Source organism: Burkholderia sp. Bp8992 (assembly GCF_003853705.1).
Lineage (GTDB): Bacteria > Pseudomonadota > Gammaproteobacteria > Burkholderiales > Burkholderiaceae > Burkholderia.
The window spans coordinates 202402-220273 of record NZ_QTQI01000002.1 but is presented as its reverse complement, the minus strand read 5'-3'; the positions used below and the strand labels follow the sequence as shown (position 1 = coordinate 220273).

Here is a 17872-nt window from a genome sequence, read left to right as displayed (position 1 = left end):
CGTGAAAATTGAGGCTCGCAAAGCATTGCCTGCGCCATCGTCGGATGCAATCAAAAATCTTGAGGCAACCATAAAGGTGAGTTTGCCTCAAGAATATATTGACCTGCTTGGGACAATGAATGGCGCTTACATCCAAGAGAATATATTCGATATTCCCGGGGGTAACAACGCAGGGGTAAGTCAATTTATTCCTTTTGATAAAATAATCTATTGCAAATCTCTTATTGAACAAACCGGACCGAAGAAATTTATCCCATTTGCTTACGCATCGGGAGGGAATTATATTTGTTTTTCGATCAGGGAACGCGAATTTGGGGTGGTGTATTTCTTTGACCATGAGGTGCCGGGAGTGAAGGCTCTTACAAAGATCGCCCCCTCTTTATCGAACTTTCTTGACGTACTTCGCCCATTCTCTGTGGACGACGTTGAGCTTGATCCAAATGATGTTGGTGAGGTCTGGATTGATCCTGACTTCCTTAAGCAAATTAAAGGCGAGAGTTAATTGCGACACGTTAATGTATTAATTATGTCTCTCATTGAAAGCGACTGTCGATGAGATAGCAGGTCGAGGGTTAGGTGAAAATAAAATTAACGAAACGGTTACCGGTGTTGCCTCTCGCGGCATTGATAACGTTCGCGGTACAGGCACAGCAAGCGCCTACGCCTGCCGACCAAGCGGCCGCCGCGCGTGCGAATGCAGAGCAGGACCGACAAGCACAGCAGCAACGGGACGCGCAGCAACGCGACGCGGCGGTGCGCGCTCCGTCCATGCGTTCGGAAGTGCCGCACGCCGAAGCGTATCCTGCGTTGCCGGTCGAAACGCCGTGCTTCCGCATCGATCGTTTCACGCTCGATGTTCCCGATTCACTACCCGCACCGGTGAAAGGGCTGGGTGCGTCCACGCTGCCACTCGATCGCTTCGCATTCGCGCGAAAATGGCTCGAATACTACACGGGCCAATGCGTCGGCAAGCAAGGGCTTGATGTGCTTGTCAAAGCGTTGTCGCAAGACATTCTTTCGCGCGGGTACATCACGACGCGCGTGCTACTGCCTGAACAGGATTTGTCGTCCGGCACGCTGAAAGTCGCACTGATCCCCGGCACGATCCGCCACGTGCGTTTCGCTAACGAAAAACTACGCGGCACATGGAAAACCGCGTTTCCGACGCGCGACGGCGAGCTGTTGAACCTGCGCGACCTAGAGCAGGGTTTGGAGCAGATGAAGCGCGTACAGAGTCAAGACGTATCGATGCAGATCGTTCCGGGCGACGTACCGGGCGAAAGCGATGTCGTGCTCGATGTGAAGCGTGGCAAGCCGTGGACAGTCGTTGCGTCGATCGACAACTCGGGCACGCGCGCGACCGGCAAGCTGCAAGGCAACCTGTCGATCGGCATCGATAACCCGCTCGGGCTAAACGACATCTTCAACGTCGGCGTGAGCCAGGATCTCGAACTCGGTGACAAGCGCCTTGGTTCACACGGCTGGAACGGCTTCTACTCGATCCCTTGGGGGTACTGGACCGCGACCTTATCGGCATACACGAACACGTACTACCAGCAAATCGCTGGCGTGAATCAAACATTCGTTGCAAGCGGCAATTCGAAGACGATCGATTTCAAACTGGCACGAGTGCTTGCCCGTAGCCAGAACGACGTATTCGGCGGCTATGTCCGCTTGTCCCGTCGCTTCGGTCAAAGCTTCATCGAAGATACGGAAATCCCGCAGCAGCGGCGCAACAACACGTTCGTTGAATTCGGCCTGACCGACCGTCACTACTTCGACGGGGCGCAGTTCGACGGCACGCTGGCGTACCGACAGGGTGTCGGAGGCTTGGGTGCGCAGGACGACATTCTTGCTGCCGGTGGCGGTCCGACTTACCGCTTCAAGATGGCGGTACTCGATGCGAACCTGTCAGTGCCGTTCGCGATCGTGAAGCAGCCGTTCCGATACGTGACGAGTATCCACGGCCAATATACCGGGAACTCGCTGTACTACATCGATGATCTGACGATCGGCAGTCGCTACACAGTTCGCGGTTTCGACGGCGAAACGATGCTGGCTGCGGCACGCGGTTTCTACTGGCGCAACGAGCTGCAGATGCCGATCGGACAGACCGGACAGGCGATTTATGCAGGATTGGATTACGGTCGCGTTTGGGGACCGCAGCCGGTTGCGTTGGTCGGTACGCAGTTGGCCGGGGCGGTAATTGGCGTCAAAGGCAGCGTAGCGACACGCTTCGGCGGGTACGGCTACGACCTGTTCGCCGGTACGCCGGTATACAAACCGTCTGGATTTCCGACTGCACGCGTGACGGTCGGATTTCAGGTGACGGCGCAGTTTTGAAATGGCGAAATATCGTAAACCTGATGAGGCATTTCGTGCGCTCGACGCAGCTGTGTCTGCGAACGGCTTTCGATTGCTGTCGCGCGAATGGTCCGGGTCGAAAGCTGTATAGAGGTTACTGTCCGAATGGACACCGACCGCGTTATTCAATTCTTCGGGGCACAAGCGTATGAGTTTCGAGGTCCACGCTTACTTGGGCATTCACCAATTCGATCTAGATCGACGTGTGCTGCAAAGACTTGCGGCGCACGGGTACAAGATCGAGTTGCCGCCCGGACGAAGCCTGCGTTCAACATCCGGCGACGGAACGCTTTGGCTCGCAGTTCTGGAAATTCCGCCTGACTTTCCGCGAATCGAGCGCGAAACGGCTTTTTTCGCAGGATTCGGCTACGAGTTTTTTCGTCGCACTTCGGACAGTTTTTCGTACGCCCCTCGGGGCGTACGAAAGTTCGAACACGTTGCGTATTCGCGCACAAGTGCTGGTACGCCGCTCGGCGCACGTCATTTTCAGCATTTGATCGTAGCGGCCTTGGCTGCGGAATCGAATGGCTGGTGCGTTGCGGATGGCGATGAGACGGGGGTATCTGGCGTTGCGGCTTTCGACAAAGTGTGTGCCGGTATCAGGGCCGCTGGAAACGAATTGGATTGTTATGCGCCACGTTTTAAGGGGTGGCGCGATGATGGACAACCCTTGGACGAGGCTGACATCATCAGCCCGCCGGAGCGGCCACGTTTCGCGCAGGTTCCAGCGCGAAAAAAGAAGTGGTGGCGCTTGTGGGCGTAACTTCACGCCGAATTTACTTGGACTCGATCAAGAAGCGTACGTGCGACGCTGTCAAAATAAATGTGCGCGCGATTCCGCGCGCATTCGAATTCCGCTCCCGGTTTCACGCATGACGATTTCTTGAAAATCGCCTAGCGCGAACCCTCCGATCCTCCCTATAATCCCGCCTGCATATTGCGTGCGCTTGATTGCGCACTTTCGACGCGTGTTCGTTCACGCCGAAATCGATTGATTCCGTTGTCGCCCGACACGCGCACAGCCGCGTCACACGGGCCGCTCGGGCGTATTCCGTGAAAGCCCGATCCGTCTTCCGGATTGTTCCGGGAATGACGGATAATCCGCGGCGATTCCAATCGGATTGACGCAACATCCATGTCATTTCTCATTCAGAAATCGACAGCAGGGATTATTTCGTTTTCGGTTGCCAAAATCGGCATGAACGGCCGCGCATTGACATCGACACAATGACGGCGGCCTGCTCGCGGCTGCCAGGAGACGGACTTGAAACAACCAGAAGACCAGTTGCACCGCGGGCTGGAAGAACGGCACATCAACCTGATGGCGCTCGGCGCGACGATCGGCGTCGGCCTGTTCCTCGGCTCGGCCACCGCGATCCGCACGGCCGGCCCGGCCATCCTGCTGACCTACCTGCTGGGCGGCATCGCGATCTTCCTGATCATGCGCGCCCTCGGCGAGATGGCGATCACCAATCCGGTCGCCGGCGCCTTCAGCCGCTATGCACGCGACTACCTCGGGCCGCTCGCCGGCTACCTGACCGGCTGGACCTACTGGTTCGTGTGGATCGTCACCTGCATGGCGGAAATCACGGCGGTCGGCGTCTACATGCACATGTGGTTCCCGGGCGTGCCGAACTGGATCTGGGCGCTCGCGGCGCTCATCGCGATGGGCTCGGTGAACTTCATCGCGGTCAAGCTGTACGGCGAATTCGAATTCTGGTTCGCGCTGATCAAGATCGTCACGATCGTGCTAATGATCATCGGCGGCGGGCTGATGATCGCGTTCGGCATCGGCAACGGCGGTGTCGCGACCGGCATCTCGAACCTGTGGTCGCACGGCGGCTTCATGCCGAACGGGATCGACGGCGTGATTGCCGCGCTGCCGATCGTGATGTTCGCGTATCTCGGCGTCGAGATGCTCGGCCTCACGGCCGGCGAGGCGCGCAACCCCGAGAAATCGCTGACGAAGGCCGTGAACTCGGTGTTCTGGCGCGTGCTGATTTTCTACATCGGCGCGCTGTTCGTGATCATGTCGCTCTATCCGTGGGACCAGATCGGCACGCAGGGCAGCCCGTTCGTGATGACGTTCTCGCGGCTCGGCATTCCGGCCGCCGCCGGCATCATCAACTTCGTCGTGCTGACCGCGGCACTGTCGTCGTGCAACAGCGGCCTGTTCAGCACCGCGCGGATGCTCTACAACCTCGCGCAGCAGGGCCAGGCGCCGGCCATGCTCGGCCGCGTGAACCGCAGCGGCGTGCCGGTGTACGGCGTGATCGTGTCGGTCGCGCTTCTGCTGATCGGCGTGCTGCTCAACTATCTCGCGCCGCAGCACGTGTTCACGTGGCTCACGTCGGTGTCGACGTTCGGCGCGATCTGGACGTGGTGCGTGATCCTGATCGCGCAGATGCGTTTTCGCCGCACGCTGTCGGCCGACAAGATCGCGCGCCTGCCGATCCGCGTGCCGTTCTATCCGCTCGGCTCGTTCGTGGCGCTCGGCTTTCTCGCGCTGGTCGTCGTGCTGATGGCGTTCACGCCCGATACGCGCGTCGCGCTCGTGATCGGGCCCGTGTGGATCGTGCTGCTCGGCATCGCGTACGCGCTGTTCTACGCGAACCGTCCGGCCGCGTCGGTCCCGACGAAGTCGTAAGCGGCGAGCGCAGGGCGTCGCGCGATCGTTGATCGCGATCATGCGCCGGCGGGCAGGACGACCTATGCTGAACGAATCGCTTGTCCGCGCTTCGCGTGGCTACCCGCCGATCGCGGCGACCGCGGCGACTGCCCGGCCGCCGCGCACCGCTTCCACGCGAGGCTCCCGTCGTCGTTCCGCGACGACGCGCACGCACGGAGGCTTTCGCCATGCAGCCTGCCCATTCCATCCCGCCGCTCGAACGGATCGCGCTGGCCGTCGATCCCACGCCCGAATCGCTGTCCGCCGCACGCTACGCGCGCACGCTGCTGCGTCCCGGCATGCGATTGCGCATCGTCTGCGCAATCGACAACCCGCGCCTCGTCCTGCCCGACATCCCCCGCGTCGACGCACTGCTGACGTCGGCGCGCGAGGAGATGATGGGCGAAGCGCACGCCGTCAACGCGCGCGTCGCCGCACTGTTCGCCGACAGCGGCATCGAGGTCGAGCAGGTCATCGTCGATACGTCGGTCACGGGCGGCACGGTCGCCGATGCGCTGGTGAACGACACGGCGGCATGGCAGGCGGACGCGCTGGTGGTCGGCGCGAATCCGCATCACGGGCTGCTGCGGCTCATCGAAGGCGCGATGTCCGACACGCTGTCGAAGCGCGCGCGCTGCGCGCTGCTGATCGTGCCGGCCGCCTATGCACGGCCGTCGGACGGCGCGCTGCAGCGGCTGATGTTCGCGGTCGACGGCAGCGAACCGTCGCTGCACGCGGCGCGCGTCGGGCTCGGTTTCGCGGCGCCGACGACGTTGCTGTACGCCGCCTACGTGATCGATCGCGCGGTTCGTCTGACCGATATCGTGCCGGTGCGTGCGCTCGAGGATGCGTACCGTGCGGAGGGCGACGATGCGCTCGCGAAGATCGCGCCGCTGTTCCACGCGACCGGGAATCCGACCAAGCGCGGCATCGTCGAAACGCGTCCGACCAGCGACGATGTGGCCCACGCGCTGATGCGCGATGCCGTGCACTGGCGTGCGGAACTGCTGGTGGTCGGCACGCATGGCCGGCGCGGCATCGCCGCCTGGCTGATCGGCAGCGTCGCACGCCGCGTGGCGCACCTTGCTCAAGTGCCGGTACTGCTCGTGCGCGGCGCGGCGTGAACGGCGCGGCATCGCGTACAAAGCCGAGGTCGATTGACCTGCATCAGAAACGGCATGGGCATCGCGTGAGACAGTGACGGAACATCCGGCGATCGCGACGGTCTGTCGTGCACGTACGACGACAGCCGCACGCAAGCATCGAAACCGCTGATCCGGCAGATCGGGATCGAGCGGGCGTTCGAGTCGCCACGTCGATTACAGGAGCCGCGCCATCGCTTGCATGGCGTGTCATCCGACCGAGAACTCTCTGGCACGAGGGTAGGCAGCCGACGGCTGCCTTGGAGGACGGGCGGGGTGCTCGCACCCCGTCCGCTTTCCGCGTGGCTGGCCCCGTCGGATCACTTTCCCCGCAGGTATTGTTTTGAGTGCGACCGTTCAGGACGGCGCGCAGGAGCGCGCGATCGCGTCGAGACGGATCGCGGCGAAGGTCGACGCCGGCACGGCACCGCCGTATTCACGCGGCTGCGGCACGCACGGCGGAGGTATCACGGCGCGCAGCCATCGCACGGCCCCGTGCCGTGCGTCGGCTGCGCGCGGGTTCAGGTGGTCCGAAGAATCGAGCAGAGGTCGTGCCGGCGGACGACGCCGCGTCGCACACGCGAGCGCGGCCGCACGACGTGCATCGGCCCGCATGCGCTGCACGTGTGGCTGCGCAGCCGGTTCGCATGCGGCCAGCCGGGGCGTGCCTTGCGGCGTGGCTCCGACTCGGCCGGCGCATCGCGCGCCTGTCGCGTGCCGAGCGCAGCGGCGAACCGCTGCAGCGCGAGGATCGACCCCGCGACGCTCTGGTACTTTTCGCGGCCGATCTGCCCGTCTAGCGTGACGAGCAGCCCGGCTTCGCGGGCGAGCGCGAGCAAGGTGTCGAGATCGTCGGACGGACGGTCGCCGGCCGATACGTTACGGGTCCGGGCGGGCAGGGCGCGCGTGTTGCCCGACGCGCGCCGCTGGCCGTCCCGGCCCGGGAAGTTGCGTTGTGCCATGGTTGGTCTCCTGCGCCGGACCCCGCGCGCCTTGCTCGATGGCAGGCTGGGCGATGAACCGGTATGAACGCGTTGTTCATGGGATCAGTATCGTGGGTCGGCAGCAGGCTGCCAAGCGGCGCGCGCTGAAGTCGCTGTCAGGTATTGCGCGGCGCGTATCGGAATCCGCTGACAAGCGCCGCGGCCGATTGGCCGATCGTCCGGCCCGCCAACGATCCGGCCGGCGTGTTCCGACGAATGAACCGGGCGCGGCGGGCGCCGCTTGACGCATGATTTCGGTCGGTCTAACTTCTTCCGTGCATCGGCGTCGGCGGCGGTTCCACGGCCCGCCTGTCGACCGGTGCCGCGCCCCGGGGTGGCGCGGCAGGGCTTCCAGTCTCGTTCGCGGGCAGTTTGCGCCGCGAATCAAGCGCGGCCGGTTCGGGGACGGATCGGCACGGCGGCACGCAACGTGTCGTTGATCGCGCGCAAACACCTGCCGGCGCATCGCACGCCGAGCGGTCGACCAGTCTTTAAGCTTCCAGTACCGTCGTTTCTTTATTCCTCGACTGTCAGGAGTCCGTCGATGTCCAAGGACAATTTGCTCGATTCACTGAAGGAAGCCGCCGAACAGCGCGCGATCGGCGCGGATCAGCTGCGTGCGATGCTCGACGATGAAGTGCGCGTGCTGTCGTCCGGCGCGCGCGTGCATGACTACATCCACGTGTTCGCGATCCGGAACCTGCGCGAACGGATGCGCCGGCGGGACGATTTCGACGCCGACACGCAGGCTGGTGCGTCAGCGGCGGAATCCGATCCGCACCCGAGTGTCCGCCTGTGACCGGCGATTGCCGCGGCTGACACGATACGTCGCCGGCCGCGGCCGAATCGCGCCCGAGCGCGTTGCCGGCGGTTCCTGCCGCATCGGCCCGCCTGCCCGCGACCTGACGATCGGCTGACAGCCGCCGACGTTTTTTGTCATATGTTTCATTGAATTGTCACGACGGCCTCAAGTAAGCGGCGCGAATGCCGTTTACCCGGTGAATTCGTCCACCGGGCGTTCGCGCTCCCTTACCGAGTCGTTGCCATGCTCTCGTCCATCCGCGCCCGCATTCTTGCCGCGTGCGTCTCCATCGTCGTATTCGCGCTCGTCGCCACCACGCTGATCAACTACTTCATCGCGCGCTCGTACAACAACGATGCGATCGACCGCAACCTGACTTCCGTCGCGAGCGGCCACGTGGTCGGGATCGCCGACTGGGTCGCCACCCGCAGCCGGATGATCGCGTCGCTGCAGGATGCGGCACTCACGCCCGATCCGCTGCCGGTGTTCAAGCAGATGGCCACGGCCGGCGGCTTCACGAACGTCTACGCGGGCTATGCCGACAAGGCGTTCCACTTCTCCGACCCGACCGGCATCCCGCCCGACTACGATCCGACCGGCCGCCCGTGGTACAAGCAGGCCGCGCAGGCCGGCAAGCCGGTCGTCACGCCGCCCTACGTCGATGCCGGCACCGGCAACCTGGTCGTCACGTTCGCCGTGCCGATCCTGCGTGACGGCGCGCTGAAGGGTGTCGTCGCCGCGGACGTCGCGATGGACAGCGTGATCGCCAACGTGAAATCGATCCGCCCGACGCCCGCCAGCTTCGGGATGCTGATCGACAGCAGCGGCCACGTCGTCGCGCATCAGGACCCGAAGCTCACGCTGAAGCCGGTCGCCGACGTGTCGCCCGAACTCGGTGCGACGAGCGCGGCCACGATCGCGGCCGCGACGGCGCCCGTCGAGGTGAGCGTCGGCGGCGACGCGAAGCTGGTGCGTGCGCGGCCCGTGCCGGGCACCGACTGGTACGCGCTGGTGCTGCTCGACAAGACCGAGGCGACGGCCGGCATGCGCTCGCTGCTGACCGCGTCGCTGATCACGCTGGTCGTGATCGTCGGCGTCGCGTCGCTGATCATCGGCGCGATTACCGCGACGGCATTCCGCCGCCTGTCGCAGGTGCGCCAGGCGATGGCCGCGATCGGCTCGGGCGCCGGCGACCTGACGCAGCGCCTGCCGGCCGTCGGCCGCGACGAAGTCGCCGACATCGCGCGCTCGTTCAACAGCTTCGTCGACAAGCTGAACGACGTGATGCGCCAGATCCGCGACGCGAGCGAATCGGTGCGCACGGCCGCGAACGAGATCGCGGCCGGCAACCAGGATCTTTCGTCGCGTACCGAATCGGCCGCGGCGAGCCTCGAGGAAACGGCGGCGTCGATGGAAGAGATCACCGCGACGGTCGGCCAGTCGGCGGCAGCCGCCGGCCAGGCCGACGAGCGCGCGGCGGCTGCGTCGCGGATCGCGTCGCACGGCGGCGTGGTCGTGTCGGACGTCGTCGCGACGATGGAGAAGATCGAGGAAGCATCGGGCCGGATCGGCGACATCATCGGCGTGATCGACGGCATTGCGTTCCAGACCAACATCCTCGCGCTGAACGCGGCCGTCGAAGCGGCGCGTGCGGGCGAGCAGGGCCGCGGCTTCGCGGTCGTCGCGCAAGAGGTGCGCAGCCTCGCGCAACGCAGCGCGCAGGCCGCGCGCGAAGTGAAGGTGCTGGTCGAATCGACGGTCGCGAGCGTGTCGGCCGGTTCCGGCCAGGTGCGCCAGGCCGGCGACACGATGCGCGAGATCGTGTCCAACGTATCGAACGTGACGACCATCATCTCCGAGATCACGCACGCGGCGAACGAGCAGACGCGCGGCATCCAGGAAGTGAATCGCGCGGTCACGCAGCTCGATGAAATGGTCCAGCAGAACGCGGCGCTCGTCGAACAGTCGACCGCCGCGGCGACCGCGCTGCAGTCGCAGGCGAATGCGCTGGCGACGACGGTCGGGCGGTTCAAGGTCGCATGACCGCGGCCTGGCGGCGCGGCCGCACCGCTCAGGAGCGGCCGTCGTCGCGCATCAGCGCGAGCCGGTTGTAGAGCGTTTTCAGGCTGATCCCGAGCGCCTTGGCCGCGCGCGGCTTGTTGCCGTCGAAATGGCGCAGCGTGGCCGCGATGAAGCGTTGCTGCGCATGATGCAATGTCGCGCCGAGCGGCAGCGCCATCGCGCTCTCCGACGTGCGGTCGGGCGGCATCGGCTGTTTCGGCAGCGCGACGTCGATACCTTCGTCCGCGAGGATGTACGCGCGCTCGATCGTGTTGTGCAGCTCGCGCACGTTGCCGGGCCACGAGTACGCGCGCAGTGCCGCGATCGCCGCGTCGGTCAGCCGCTTGTGCGAGCGGTGCCGCGCGTTCAGCGTGTCGACGAATTCCTGCGCGATCGTCTCGACGTCGCCGTCGCGCTGGCGCAGCGGCGGCACGTACAGCGCGAACGCGGCAAGCCGGTAGAACAGGTCCTCGCGCAGCCGGCCGTCGCGCACGGCTTCGGCCGGGTTGTGGCGCGTGGCCGACACGATGCGCACGTCGAGCGGAATCGGCTTGGTGCCGCCCACCCGCACGATCGCGTTCGACTCGAGCGCGCGCAGCAGCTTCACCTGCAGCGCCGCGGGCATTTCGGCGATCTCGTCGAGCAGCAGCGTGCCGCCGCGCGCGGCCTCGAAGAAGCCTTCGCGCTGTGCGACCGCGCCGGTGAAACTGCCTTTCTCGTGCCCGAACAGTTGCGCCTCGGCGATATCGGGCGGGATCGCGCCGCAGTTCACGGGCACGAACGGGCCGTCGCGCCGCGCACTCAGATCGTGCAGCCGGCGCGCGACGATATCCTTGCCGACCCCGCTTTCGCCGGCAATCATCACGCTGGCGCGGGTCGGTGCGATTTTCTCGATGCGGCCTTGCAGCGTGCGCATCGCGGAGGACCGGCCGGACAGCCGGCGGCCGTCTGCGCGCTGCTTCGACCGGTTTGCGGTTTCACCCATCGGCATTAGCGGGCCGTTTTGAAAATCGGCATCACGAGTTCCGTTCATTGCAATATTTATCATCGACAGCGAAACGGCCGCGAAGGTGCCGCGGAATAGTAATTTCCAATGTCCATGACGGGGACAGAAGGCATCGTCCATCGGGCTTTCCGCCGGAAGGGACAGGCTGCGCCGCCCCGTGCTTTTTTACAGGATGCGGATTGAAAAAGACGGTTGCGATCGCGTTCCGCACAAGCAGCGGGCAGCCGCGATCGATGCCGAACGGCCTGCAGCACGGCACCCTGCGCCGTCCCGTCATGCTTCGCCTGAACGCCGCGTCATGTCCGTCCCGGGCATATCGCTTGCTGCCGACTCCAAGCCCGCCCGGCACGTTCGGCGGCCATCCCGGATGGCCGAACCGCGGCACGACGGGAGCCGGTGCGAGGCAAGGATGCAATGAAGACCCTGACTCATGAACTGTTGCGGCAGGGTGCATGGGTCGTGCTGGCCGTCGGGCTGGCGTCCGCGCTGCAGGCGTGGGCGATTCACGTCGTCGGCGAGCACGCGCCATTCGCGCCGTTGCCTTTCTATGCAGGCGTTGCGGCCGCCGCTTGGCTGACGTCGTTCGGTGGCGGGCTCGCCGCGACCGTCGCGAGCGTGGCCGTGATCGGCGCGCTGTGGTGGCGCGATGCGCCGCTGGCCTCGGTGCTCGCACAGGCCGGTGCGTTCGTCGCGATCGGCTTCGTCGAGTGCGTGCTCGTGATGGCGGTGAAGCCGCTGATCGCGAACGATCGCCTGCACGCCGCGGACGACGATGGCGACGCGGACGCGGCCGCACGCGCGCCGCATCGCGAACCGGACGGCCTGTTGCGCCGGGTGGTCGACGCGTCGCCCGAGGCGATCGTCGGCGTCGACACCGCGCGCCGGATCACGAGCTGGAATCCGGCCGCGCAACGAATCTTCGGGATCGACGCCGCACAGGCGAGCGGACGTGACGTCGCGACGATGCTCGCGCCGCGCTGGCGGCGGCGGCATCCGCTGCCCGCCACGTTCGCGAACCTGCACGCGCCGGTCGGGCCGCTCGACGTGCTGTGTGTGCGCGATGGCGGCGGCCGTTTTCGCGCGACCTTCGCCGCGTCGCCGATCGTCGATGCGCAGGGCAACTGCACGGGCCTGTCGATGACGCTGCGCGAAGCGAGCGAACGCCGCCGCAACGAGCGGCGCACCCTGCGCGCGTTGCGCGGCGCCCGCGACGCGCGGGCGCAGGCCGACACGTCGAACCGGCTGAAGGACGAGTTGCTGGCCACGGTGTCGCACGAGCTGCGCACGCCGCTGAACGTGATCTACGGGTGGGTCGAGGTGCTGCGCAACGTCGGCGGGCACGGGCTCGCGGAACAGGCTGTAGAGGCAATCGATCGCAGCGCGCGGTCGCTGTCGCACATGGTCGGCGACCTGCTCGACGCGTCGTCGCTCGCGACGGGACGGCTGCGTCTCGAACGCGTGCCGGTCGACCTGGTGCGCGTCGTGCGCGATGCCGCGCGCGAGCTCGATGCGACCGCGCAGGCGAACGGGCTCGAGCTGTCGGCGGCATACGCGATGCCGAGCTGCGTGATTCCGGCGGACGGCGAGCGCGTGCGCCAGGTGTTGTCGAACCTGCTGTCGAACGCGATCAAGTTCACGCCGCCGGGCGGGCGCATCAACGTGTCGCTGACGCGTGCGGGCGAACGCGTCCGGCTGTCGGTCGCCGACACCGGCCAAGGGATCGCGCCGGAATACCTGCCGCATCTGTTCGACACCTTCAGCCGGCCCGAAGGCGCGTTCGCGTCACCGAAGCGCGGCCTCGGGCTCGGCCTGTCGATCGTGCGCAACATCGCGCAGCTGCATGGCGGCAACGTCGTCGCGACGAGCGACGGACCGGGACGCGGGACGACCGTGACGGTCACGCTGCCGGCCGGCTGGGACGTCGACGATCCGGCCGAGAGCCTTGCGCGCCCCGCAGGCGCGTCGGACGCGGTGGCGCTCGACGGCCAGCGCGTGCTCGTCGTCGATGACGACGCCACCTCGCGCGCGAGCCTCGCCGCGGCGCTCGAGACGATGGGCGCGCAGGTGTCGACCGCGCAGTCGGGGCACGACGCGCTCGACGAGGTGCAGCGACATCCGCCGAGCGTCGTGCTGTCGGATCTCGCGATGCCGGACGGCGACGGCTTCTGGCTGCTCGACCGGATCCGCCATTTGCCGGACGGCAGCGGGCATTTACCGGTCGTCGCGGTGACCGCGCACGCCGGCAAGGCCGACCGCCACCGCGTGCTGGCCGCCGGCTTCGATGCGTACCTGTGCAAGCCTGTCGACATGCCGACGCTCGCGAGCGTGATCGCCGACGTCGCGCACGACGACGATGCGCACGGCGGGAAAGGGCGCGGCTGACGGCAACCTGCGCGGCCGGCCCGCTCCGTCACGACATACGGAGGTCCGGATGACTACGAACCGGAGAAAAAGGGACAGCCGCCCGCGGACGGCCATCGCACTGGTTGCCGCCGTTGGCGCACTGGCGTTCGCGTGTTCGCGGGCGCAGACGCCGCCCGCTTCGTCGGTGCAGGTCGCACCGGGTGTCGTCCGCCCGGGCGCGACCGCCGACGAGGCCGGCATGACGCAACGGCCGACCGGCATCGACGCCGAGTTCGTCGACAAGGCGGGCATGCTCGACAAGGTCGAACGGCAGGCCAGCCAGCTTGCACTCGACCGCTCGTCGAACCCCGACGTGAAGGCGTTCGCGCGCCGGATGGCCGACGATCACGCCCGCATCGCCAGCGAACTGCGGCAGATCGGTGCGCAAAAGGGCGTACCGGTGCAATCGCGGATGCTGGTCGATCCGGCGGTGACGGCGTTGCGAATGAAGGAGGGCCACGCGTTCGACACGGCGTACGTCGCGCTGGCGGGCCCGCGTGCGCATGAGTCGGCGATCCGGCTCTACCAGGACGAGGCGAAGAACGGCCGCGATCCGCAGCTTCGCGCGTTCGCAGCCGGCACACTGGGGACGCTGGCCGCGCACCTGGCCGCTGCGCGGCAATTGGCGCGGACCGTAGCGGCCGCGCACTGAGCGGCGTCAGCGTTGCCGCTTGCCGTCCTCGGGACTGTCCGGCGACGCCTCGTGCGGCGGCGCGTCGAGTGCCGATTCGCCTTCCTCGATCAGCCAGTACGGCGAACTGCCGTAGTACGCATGCAGCGCCTCGGCCCAGTCCGGGTCGGCCATCGCCGGCCAGCGGTCCCGGTCGAAGCCGGGCGCGTCGCGCACCTGCTCGGTCGCGACCGGCAGCACGAAGCATTTGCGCTCGGCGTCGAGCACGAGCGCGTTCCACGGCACCGCGAGCAGCTTGTCGCCGAGCCCGAGCCCGCGCACGCCGCCCGACGAGACCACCGCATACGCGACCCGGCCGGCGCGCACGTCGAGCATGATGTCGGCCACCTTGCCGATATCGTCGCCGTCCATCGTCAGCACGCGATCGCCCGCGAGTGTCCGGGCGGCCATCACGTCGGGCCCCGGCCCGCCGCCGGCAGGGCGGCGTTGGCCGCCGACGATGCGCGTGTCGGCGCGCGACGGTGTGTCCGTTGTCATCGTTCACCTCCAGGTAGAAGCCGTGTGCGGTCAGCGCCTGCGCGGCAGCGACACGTCCTCGAGCGTATTGGCCAGCTCGTCGCGCTCGGGGCCGCCCGCGCGCGTCGCGATGTCGCCGAGCGACACGATCCCGACCAGCCGCCGGTCGCGGTCGAGCACCGGCAAGCGATGCAGCTGCACGTCGGCCATCCGCTGCTGGACGTCGCCGACGCCGTCGTCCTCGACGCACCACTGCACGGGCGCGGATGCCACGGCCTGCACCGGCGTATCGAATGAATGACCGTGCGACAGCGCGCGCACTGCGAGGTCGCGGTCGGTGACGATCGCGACGAGTTCGGTGCCGTCGCAAACGGGCAGCACGCCGATGTCGAAGCGCTGCATCAGTTCGGCCGCATGGCGAATCGTGTCGGTCGGTGCGACGCACACCACGTCGCGCGACATGATCTCGTTGACGCGATACATGAACGCCTCCTTCGTGAGCAGGACGATTCGTGAGCAGATGCCGTGCCGCACGCACTCTGCCTGCGCCAGGCCTCGACGGCCGGGCAACGGAGAAATTTGCCAGCCCGCTTGTACATCTTCCACGGCGGCTGCCGCGACGGGCGCTGCGGGATATCAGTGGCCGATGCCCGTCACGACGACGATTGCCAGCACCACTGCGCTTTCGATGGCGGCCAGTGCAGCGACGCCGGCGGCGCCGCTGATTTCATGCCATCTGCGTTCAAGGCGTTTCATCAGATCACTCCGAATGGGTCCGACCCGCTGAAGCGCCGCCGCGCGTCGCGAGCCGGGTGCCGCCGTCAGCCGTGATCGCGGGGCGGGGAAGGGTCGTCCGGCGCGCGACGTTCAGGTTCGCCGGACGGTTTGGCGGGGTCGATGCGAGTCGCGCCGCCGACGGCGGGCGGATCGCTGGCCGGAAACGTCTCCTCGAGCCCTTCGTCGATGCGCTCTTCCGTCTTGTCTTTCGACGGCGGGCGCGACGTGGCGAGATGGAACAGTCCGGCAGCCGGTGACACGGCGTCGTGGCGGCCGGTGGCGTAAGCGGTCATGGTCGAACCTCCTTGCTGGTCAATGCGTGCGCAAGCGGCGTGCCCGTCAGGGGCCGACGGCACGACGCTTGCGCGCCGGAGAAGCCGGACGGGTGCGCGGGACATGCGCCGCGCGCTGTCGGCGTGGACAAGAGGACAACGTGATGAATGCAACCAGGGAAAGGATACGTTACGACGCGAACGTATGCGGCGGCGAATTCGCCAGCGTGCGCGCGCGTTTCGCCGCGTGGAAGCGCGAATCGCTGGTTTATCGGCCCGAACGGCGCATGTTCGACGGCAAGGACGAGGTGCGCGAGCTGAACGACATCGTCTATGACGGCCCCGAGCGTGCGCAGCAGGCGCTCATCGCGCATTGCACGCCGGCCGATCCGTTCGCGCTCGCGGTGCGGCTGACCGCGGAGGGACGCACGATGTGGCTGGTGATGGCGGCCTACGACGACTGAGCGGGCCGCGTCCGGGCGGAACGGGCGGGCACGTTGCTTGCGCGCGGTCGCAGCGCCATCGAGAGGCGCGCGCCGTCGCGCAGGAGTGACATGAAGACGCCATCCATGCTGCACCGCCCCGAACCGACGACCCCCGACGTCGACCCGGACCCGGTACCGCCCGGGCACGACGATCCGGTCGACCCGCCCGTGCCCGACGGGCTGCCGCAGGGCGACCCGCCGTCGCATCCGCCGCCGATGCGGATGCCCGGTGGAGCGGTGCGCTACCACCGGCCGCGCGAATACTGAAAAGGAGGACCCTCATGGACATCCACGTTCAATCACCCGACAAGCGCGCGATCGCTCAGGTGCTGGGCCGCTATTTCGAATCGCGCTCGCTGCGCTATCACATCGAGGAATTGCCGGGCGGCGTGCTGCAGATCGGCTTTCGCGCGAGCGGTCGCCCGGTGGCCGTCACCGTCTCGTTCGACGATGCCGCGTACGACACCTATACGCACTGGGACGCCAGCCAGAAACAGCTGGCGCTCGGACGGCTCGCCGACGGGTTCTCGCGGATGATGTCGACGCGCAGCCCGGCCGCGCTGGCCGGCGACTATCACGTCGAGCGTTTCTGATCCGGCAACGCCACCCCCTTCAATCCGGAAAGCGGCAAGGTGCCCGCCCGCGGCGGGCGCTTTGCGTCTCTCGCGCGCGTCGCGTAGGATGTCCGTTAATTCAGCGCACGCTACGTTCGCGCCACAGGCTGCCAGCCGCGGTAGCCGGAGAGGCGCGACGCGCTTTCCTTCAGGTCCGTTTCGCGCAACCGACGGAGACGCCTTGATGACTGTTGCTCGCCTGTTGCTTTCACCCGGCGCACGCCGGTTCGTATCCGGCCTGTCGGCCTGCGCGGCGCTCACGGCGGCCGGCGCCCGTGATGCGTCGGCCCAGACGCCTTCGCCGCTCGGCGAGTGGCAGTACTCGGCGGGCGTGCCGCTCGAGAAACTGTTTGATCCGACCGTCTCCACGTGGCAGGTCAGCGTCGGCGCCGCGATGACGCTGCAGCCGCGCTATGCGGGCTCCGACCGCTATCGCGTGATGGGCGGCCCGAACCTTGACATCCGCTATCGCGACCTGTTCTTCCTGTCGACCGGCGAAGGGCTCGGCGCGAACGTGCTGCGCGGGCCGAACTGGCGCGTGAGCCTGTCGGTCGGCTATGACCTCGGGCGCCGTTCGGCCGACGATCTCGGCCACCTGAACGGCCTCGACAACATCAACGCGGCGCCCGTGATGAAGCTGTCGGGCGATTACGTGATCTCGAAGGAATTCCCGCTCGTGCTGCGCGCGGATGTCCGGCGCAGCATCGGCGGCTCGAACGGCTGGACCGGCGATTTGTCCGCGTACATGCCGATGCCGGGCAGCAACGAAAACTTCTTCTGGTTCGCGGGGCCGACCGTGTCGTTCGCCGATTCGCGCTACATGAACAGCTGGTTCGGCGTGAGCCAGGGCGCCGCCGCGCGCTCGGGGCTGCCGGCCTATTCGTCGGGGGCGGGGATCAAGTCGGCGGGCCTCGGCGTGACGATGGTGTGGTTCGTGAACAAGCACTGGTTCGTCACGATGGACGGCGCGATCGAGCAACTCGTCGGCCGCGCGGCGCGCAGCCCGATCACGCAGCAGTCGACCAACGGCGTGTTCGACATGTCGGTGAATTACCAGTTCTGACGACAGTCGGGGCAGCGGCGGGCGGATGTCGCACGCGGCATCTGCCGTCACATTTGATATGATTCCGACCTGTACAAACGTACAG

Annotated in this window: 18 protein-coding genes; 13 read left to right on the top strand and 5 right to left on the bottom strand. The window is 66.5% G+C overall.

Annotated elements, in window-relative coordinates:
• Nucleotide 1: 1 nt before the first annotated feature.
• The 5 genes from DIE03_RS03865 (at nt 2) to DIE03_RS03840 (ending at nt 6156) form a co-directional block, all read left to right on the top strand.
• On the top strand, nt 2–502 hold the full coding sequence (locus DIE03_RS03865; protein WP_185658094.1) for an SMI1/KNR4 family protein: 501 nt from the start codon (nt 2–4) through the stop codon (nt 500–502).
• Nucleotides 503–606: 104 nt separating this feature from the next.
• A complete protein-coding gene (locus DIE03_RS03860) occupies nt 607–2343 on the top strand; it encodes a ShlB/FhaC/HecB family hemolysin secretion/activation protein (RefSeq protein WP_260434792.1) in 1737 nt (578 codons plus the stop codon).
• Between the two features lie 169 nt (nt 2344–2512).
• Nucleotides 2513–3127 carry a hypothetical protein gene (locus DIE03_RS03855; RefSeq protein WP_124447647.1) on the top strand — a complete coding sequence of 205 codons (615 nt, stop codon included), beginning with the start codon at nt 2513–2515 and terminating at the stop codon, nt 3125–3127.
• A gap of 501 nt (nt 3128–3628) precedes the next feature.
• The gene (locus DIE03_RS03845) at nt 3629–5011 is read left to right on the top strand and encodes an amino acid permease (RefSeq protein WP_124447645.1); all 1383 of its coding nucleotides are present in this window, start codon (nt 3629–3631) and stop codon (nt 5009–5011) included.
• A gap of 209 nt (nt 5012–5220) precedes the next feature.
• Nucleotides 5221–6156, top strand: a complete 936-nt coding sequence (locus DIE03_RS03840; protein WP_124447643.1) for a universal stress protein — start codon at nt 5221–5223, stop codon at nt 6154–6156.
• Nucleotides 6157–6695: 539 nt separating this feature from the next.
• Here DIE03_RS03840 and DIE03_RS03835 read toward each other — a convergent pair.
• Nucleotides 6696–7136: a hypothetical protein gene (locus DIE03_RS03835; protein WP_124447641.1), complete on the bottom strand. Its 441-nt coding sequence runs from the start codon at nt 7134–7136 to the stop codon at nt 6696–6698.
• Nucleotides 7137–7701: 565 nt separating this feature from the next.
• Here DIE03_RS03835 and DIE03_RS03830 point away from each other — a divergent pair.
• Nucleotides 7702–7956 carry a DUF3562 domain-containing protein gene (locus tag DIE03_RS03830; RefSeq protein WP_124447639.1) on the top strand — a complete coding sequence of 85 codons (255 nt, stop codon included), beginning with the start codon at nt 7702–7704 and terminating at the stop codon, nt 7954–7956.
• Nucleotides 7957–8202: 246 nt separating this feature from the next.
• Nucleotides 8203–10002, top strand: coding sequence for a methyl-accepting chemotaxis protein (locus DIE03_RS03825; protein WP_124447637.1), 1800 nt, complete (start codon nt 8203–8205; stop codon nt 10000–10002).
• A gap of 28 nt (nt 10003–10030) precedes the next feature.
• Here the strand turns inward: DIE03_RS03825 and DIE03_RS03820 are convergent, their stop codons facing one another.
• Nucleotides 10031–11068: a sigma-54-dependent Fis family transcriptional regulator gene (locus tag DIE03_RS03820; protein ID WP_124448128.1), complete on the bottom strand. Its 1038-nt coding sequence runs from the start codon at nt 11066–11068 to the stop codon at nt 10031–10033.
• Nucleotides 11069–11440: 372 nt separating this feature from the next.
• Between DIE03_RS03820 and DIE03_RS03815 the strand changes: the two genes are divergently transcribed.
• Together DIE03_RS03815 and DIE03_RS03810 are read left to right on the top strand one after the other, a co-directional pair.
• Nucleotides 11441–13408 (top strand): ATP-binding protein, encoded by a 1968-nt coding sequence (locus DIE03_RS03815; RefSeq protein ID WP_124447635.1) that lies wholly within the window; start codon nt 11441–11443, stop codon nt 13406–13408.
• A 49-nt stretch (nt 13409–13457) separates the two neighbouring features.
• Nucleotides 13458–14081 (top strand): DUF4142 domain-containing protein, encoded by a 624-nt coding sequence (locus DIE03_RS03810; RefSeq protein ID WP_124447633.1) that lies wholly within the window; start codon nt 13458–13460, stop codon nt 14079–14081.
• Between the two features lie 6 nt (nt 14082–14087).
• Here DIE03_RS03810 and DIE03_RS03805 read toward each other — a convergent pair whose 3' ends face one another.
• The 3 genes from DIE03_RS03805 to DIE03_RS03795 all read right to left on the bottom strand — a co-directional run bounded on the left by DIE03_RS03805 (nt 14088) and on the right by DIE03_RS03795 (nt 15646).
• Nucleotides 14088–14597 carry a PRC-barrel domain-containing protein gene (locus DIE03_RS03805; protein WP_124447631.1) on the bottom strand — a complete coding sequence of 170 codons (510 nt, stop codon included), beginning with the start codon at nt 14595–14597 and terminating at the stop codon, nt 14088–14090.
• Nucleotides 14598–14627: 30 nt separating this feature from the next.
• A complete protein-coding gene (locus DIE03_RS03800; RefSeq protein ID WP_124447629.1) occupies nt 14628–15059 on the bottom strand; it encodes a CBS domain-containing protein in 432 nt (143 codons plus the stop codon).
• A 338-nt stretch (nt 15060–15397) separates the two neighbouring features.
• Nucleotides 15398–15646, bottom strand: coding sequence for a hypothetical protein (locus tag DIE03_RS03795; RefSeq protein ID WP_124447627.1), 249 nt, complete (start codon nt 15644–15646; stop codon nt 15398–15400).
• Nucleotides 15647–15789: 143 nt separating this feature from the next.
• Between DIE03_RS03795 and DIE03_RS03790 the strand changes: the two genes are divergently transcribed.
• The 4 genes from DIE03_RS03790 (at nt 15790) to DIE03_RS03775 (ending at nt 17787) form a co-directional block, all read left to right on the top strand.
• Nucleotides 15790–16089 (top strand): hypothetical protein, encoded by a 300-nt coding sequence (locus DIE03_RS03790; protein WP_124447625.1) that lies wholly within the window; start codon nt 15790–15792, stop codon nt 16087–16089.
• A gap of 90 nt (nt 16090–16179) precedes the next feature.
• A complete protein-coding gene (locus tag DIE03_RS03785) occupies nt 16180–16377 on the top strand; it encodes a hypothetical protein (protein ID WP_124447623.1) in 198 nt (65 codons plus the stop codon).
• 14 nt (nt 16378–16391) lie between these two features.
• Entirely contained in the window at nt 16392–16703 is a 312-nt protein-coding gene (locus tag DIE03_RS03780) for a hypothetical protein (RefSeq protein ID WP_041492268.1), read from the top strand.
• 205 nt (nt 16704–16908) lie between these two features.
• Nucleotides 16909–17787 (top strand): MipA/OmpV family protein, encoded by an 879-nt coding sequence (locus DIE03_RS03775; RefSeq protein ID WP_124447621.1) that lies wholly within the window; start codon nt 16909–16911, stop codon nt 17785–17787.
• The last annotated feature ends 85 nt before the right edge of the window (nt 17788–17872 follow it).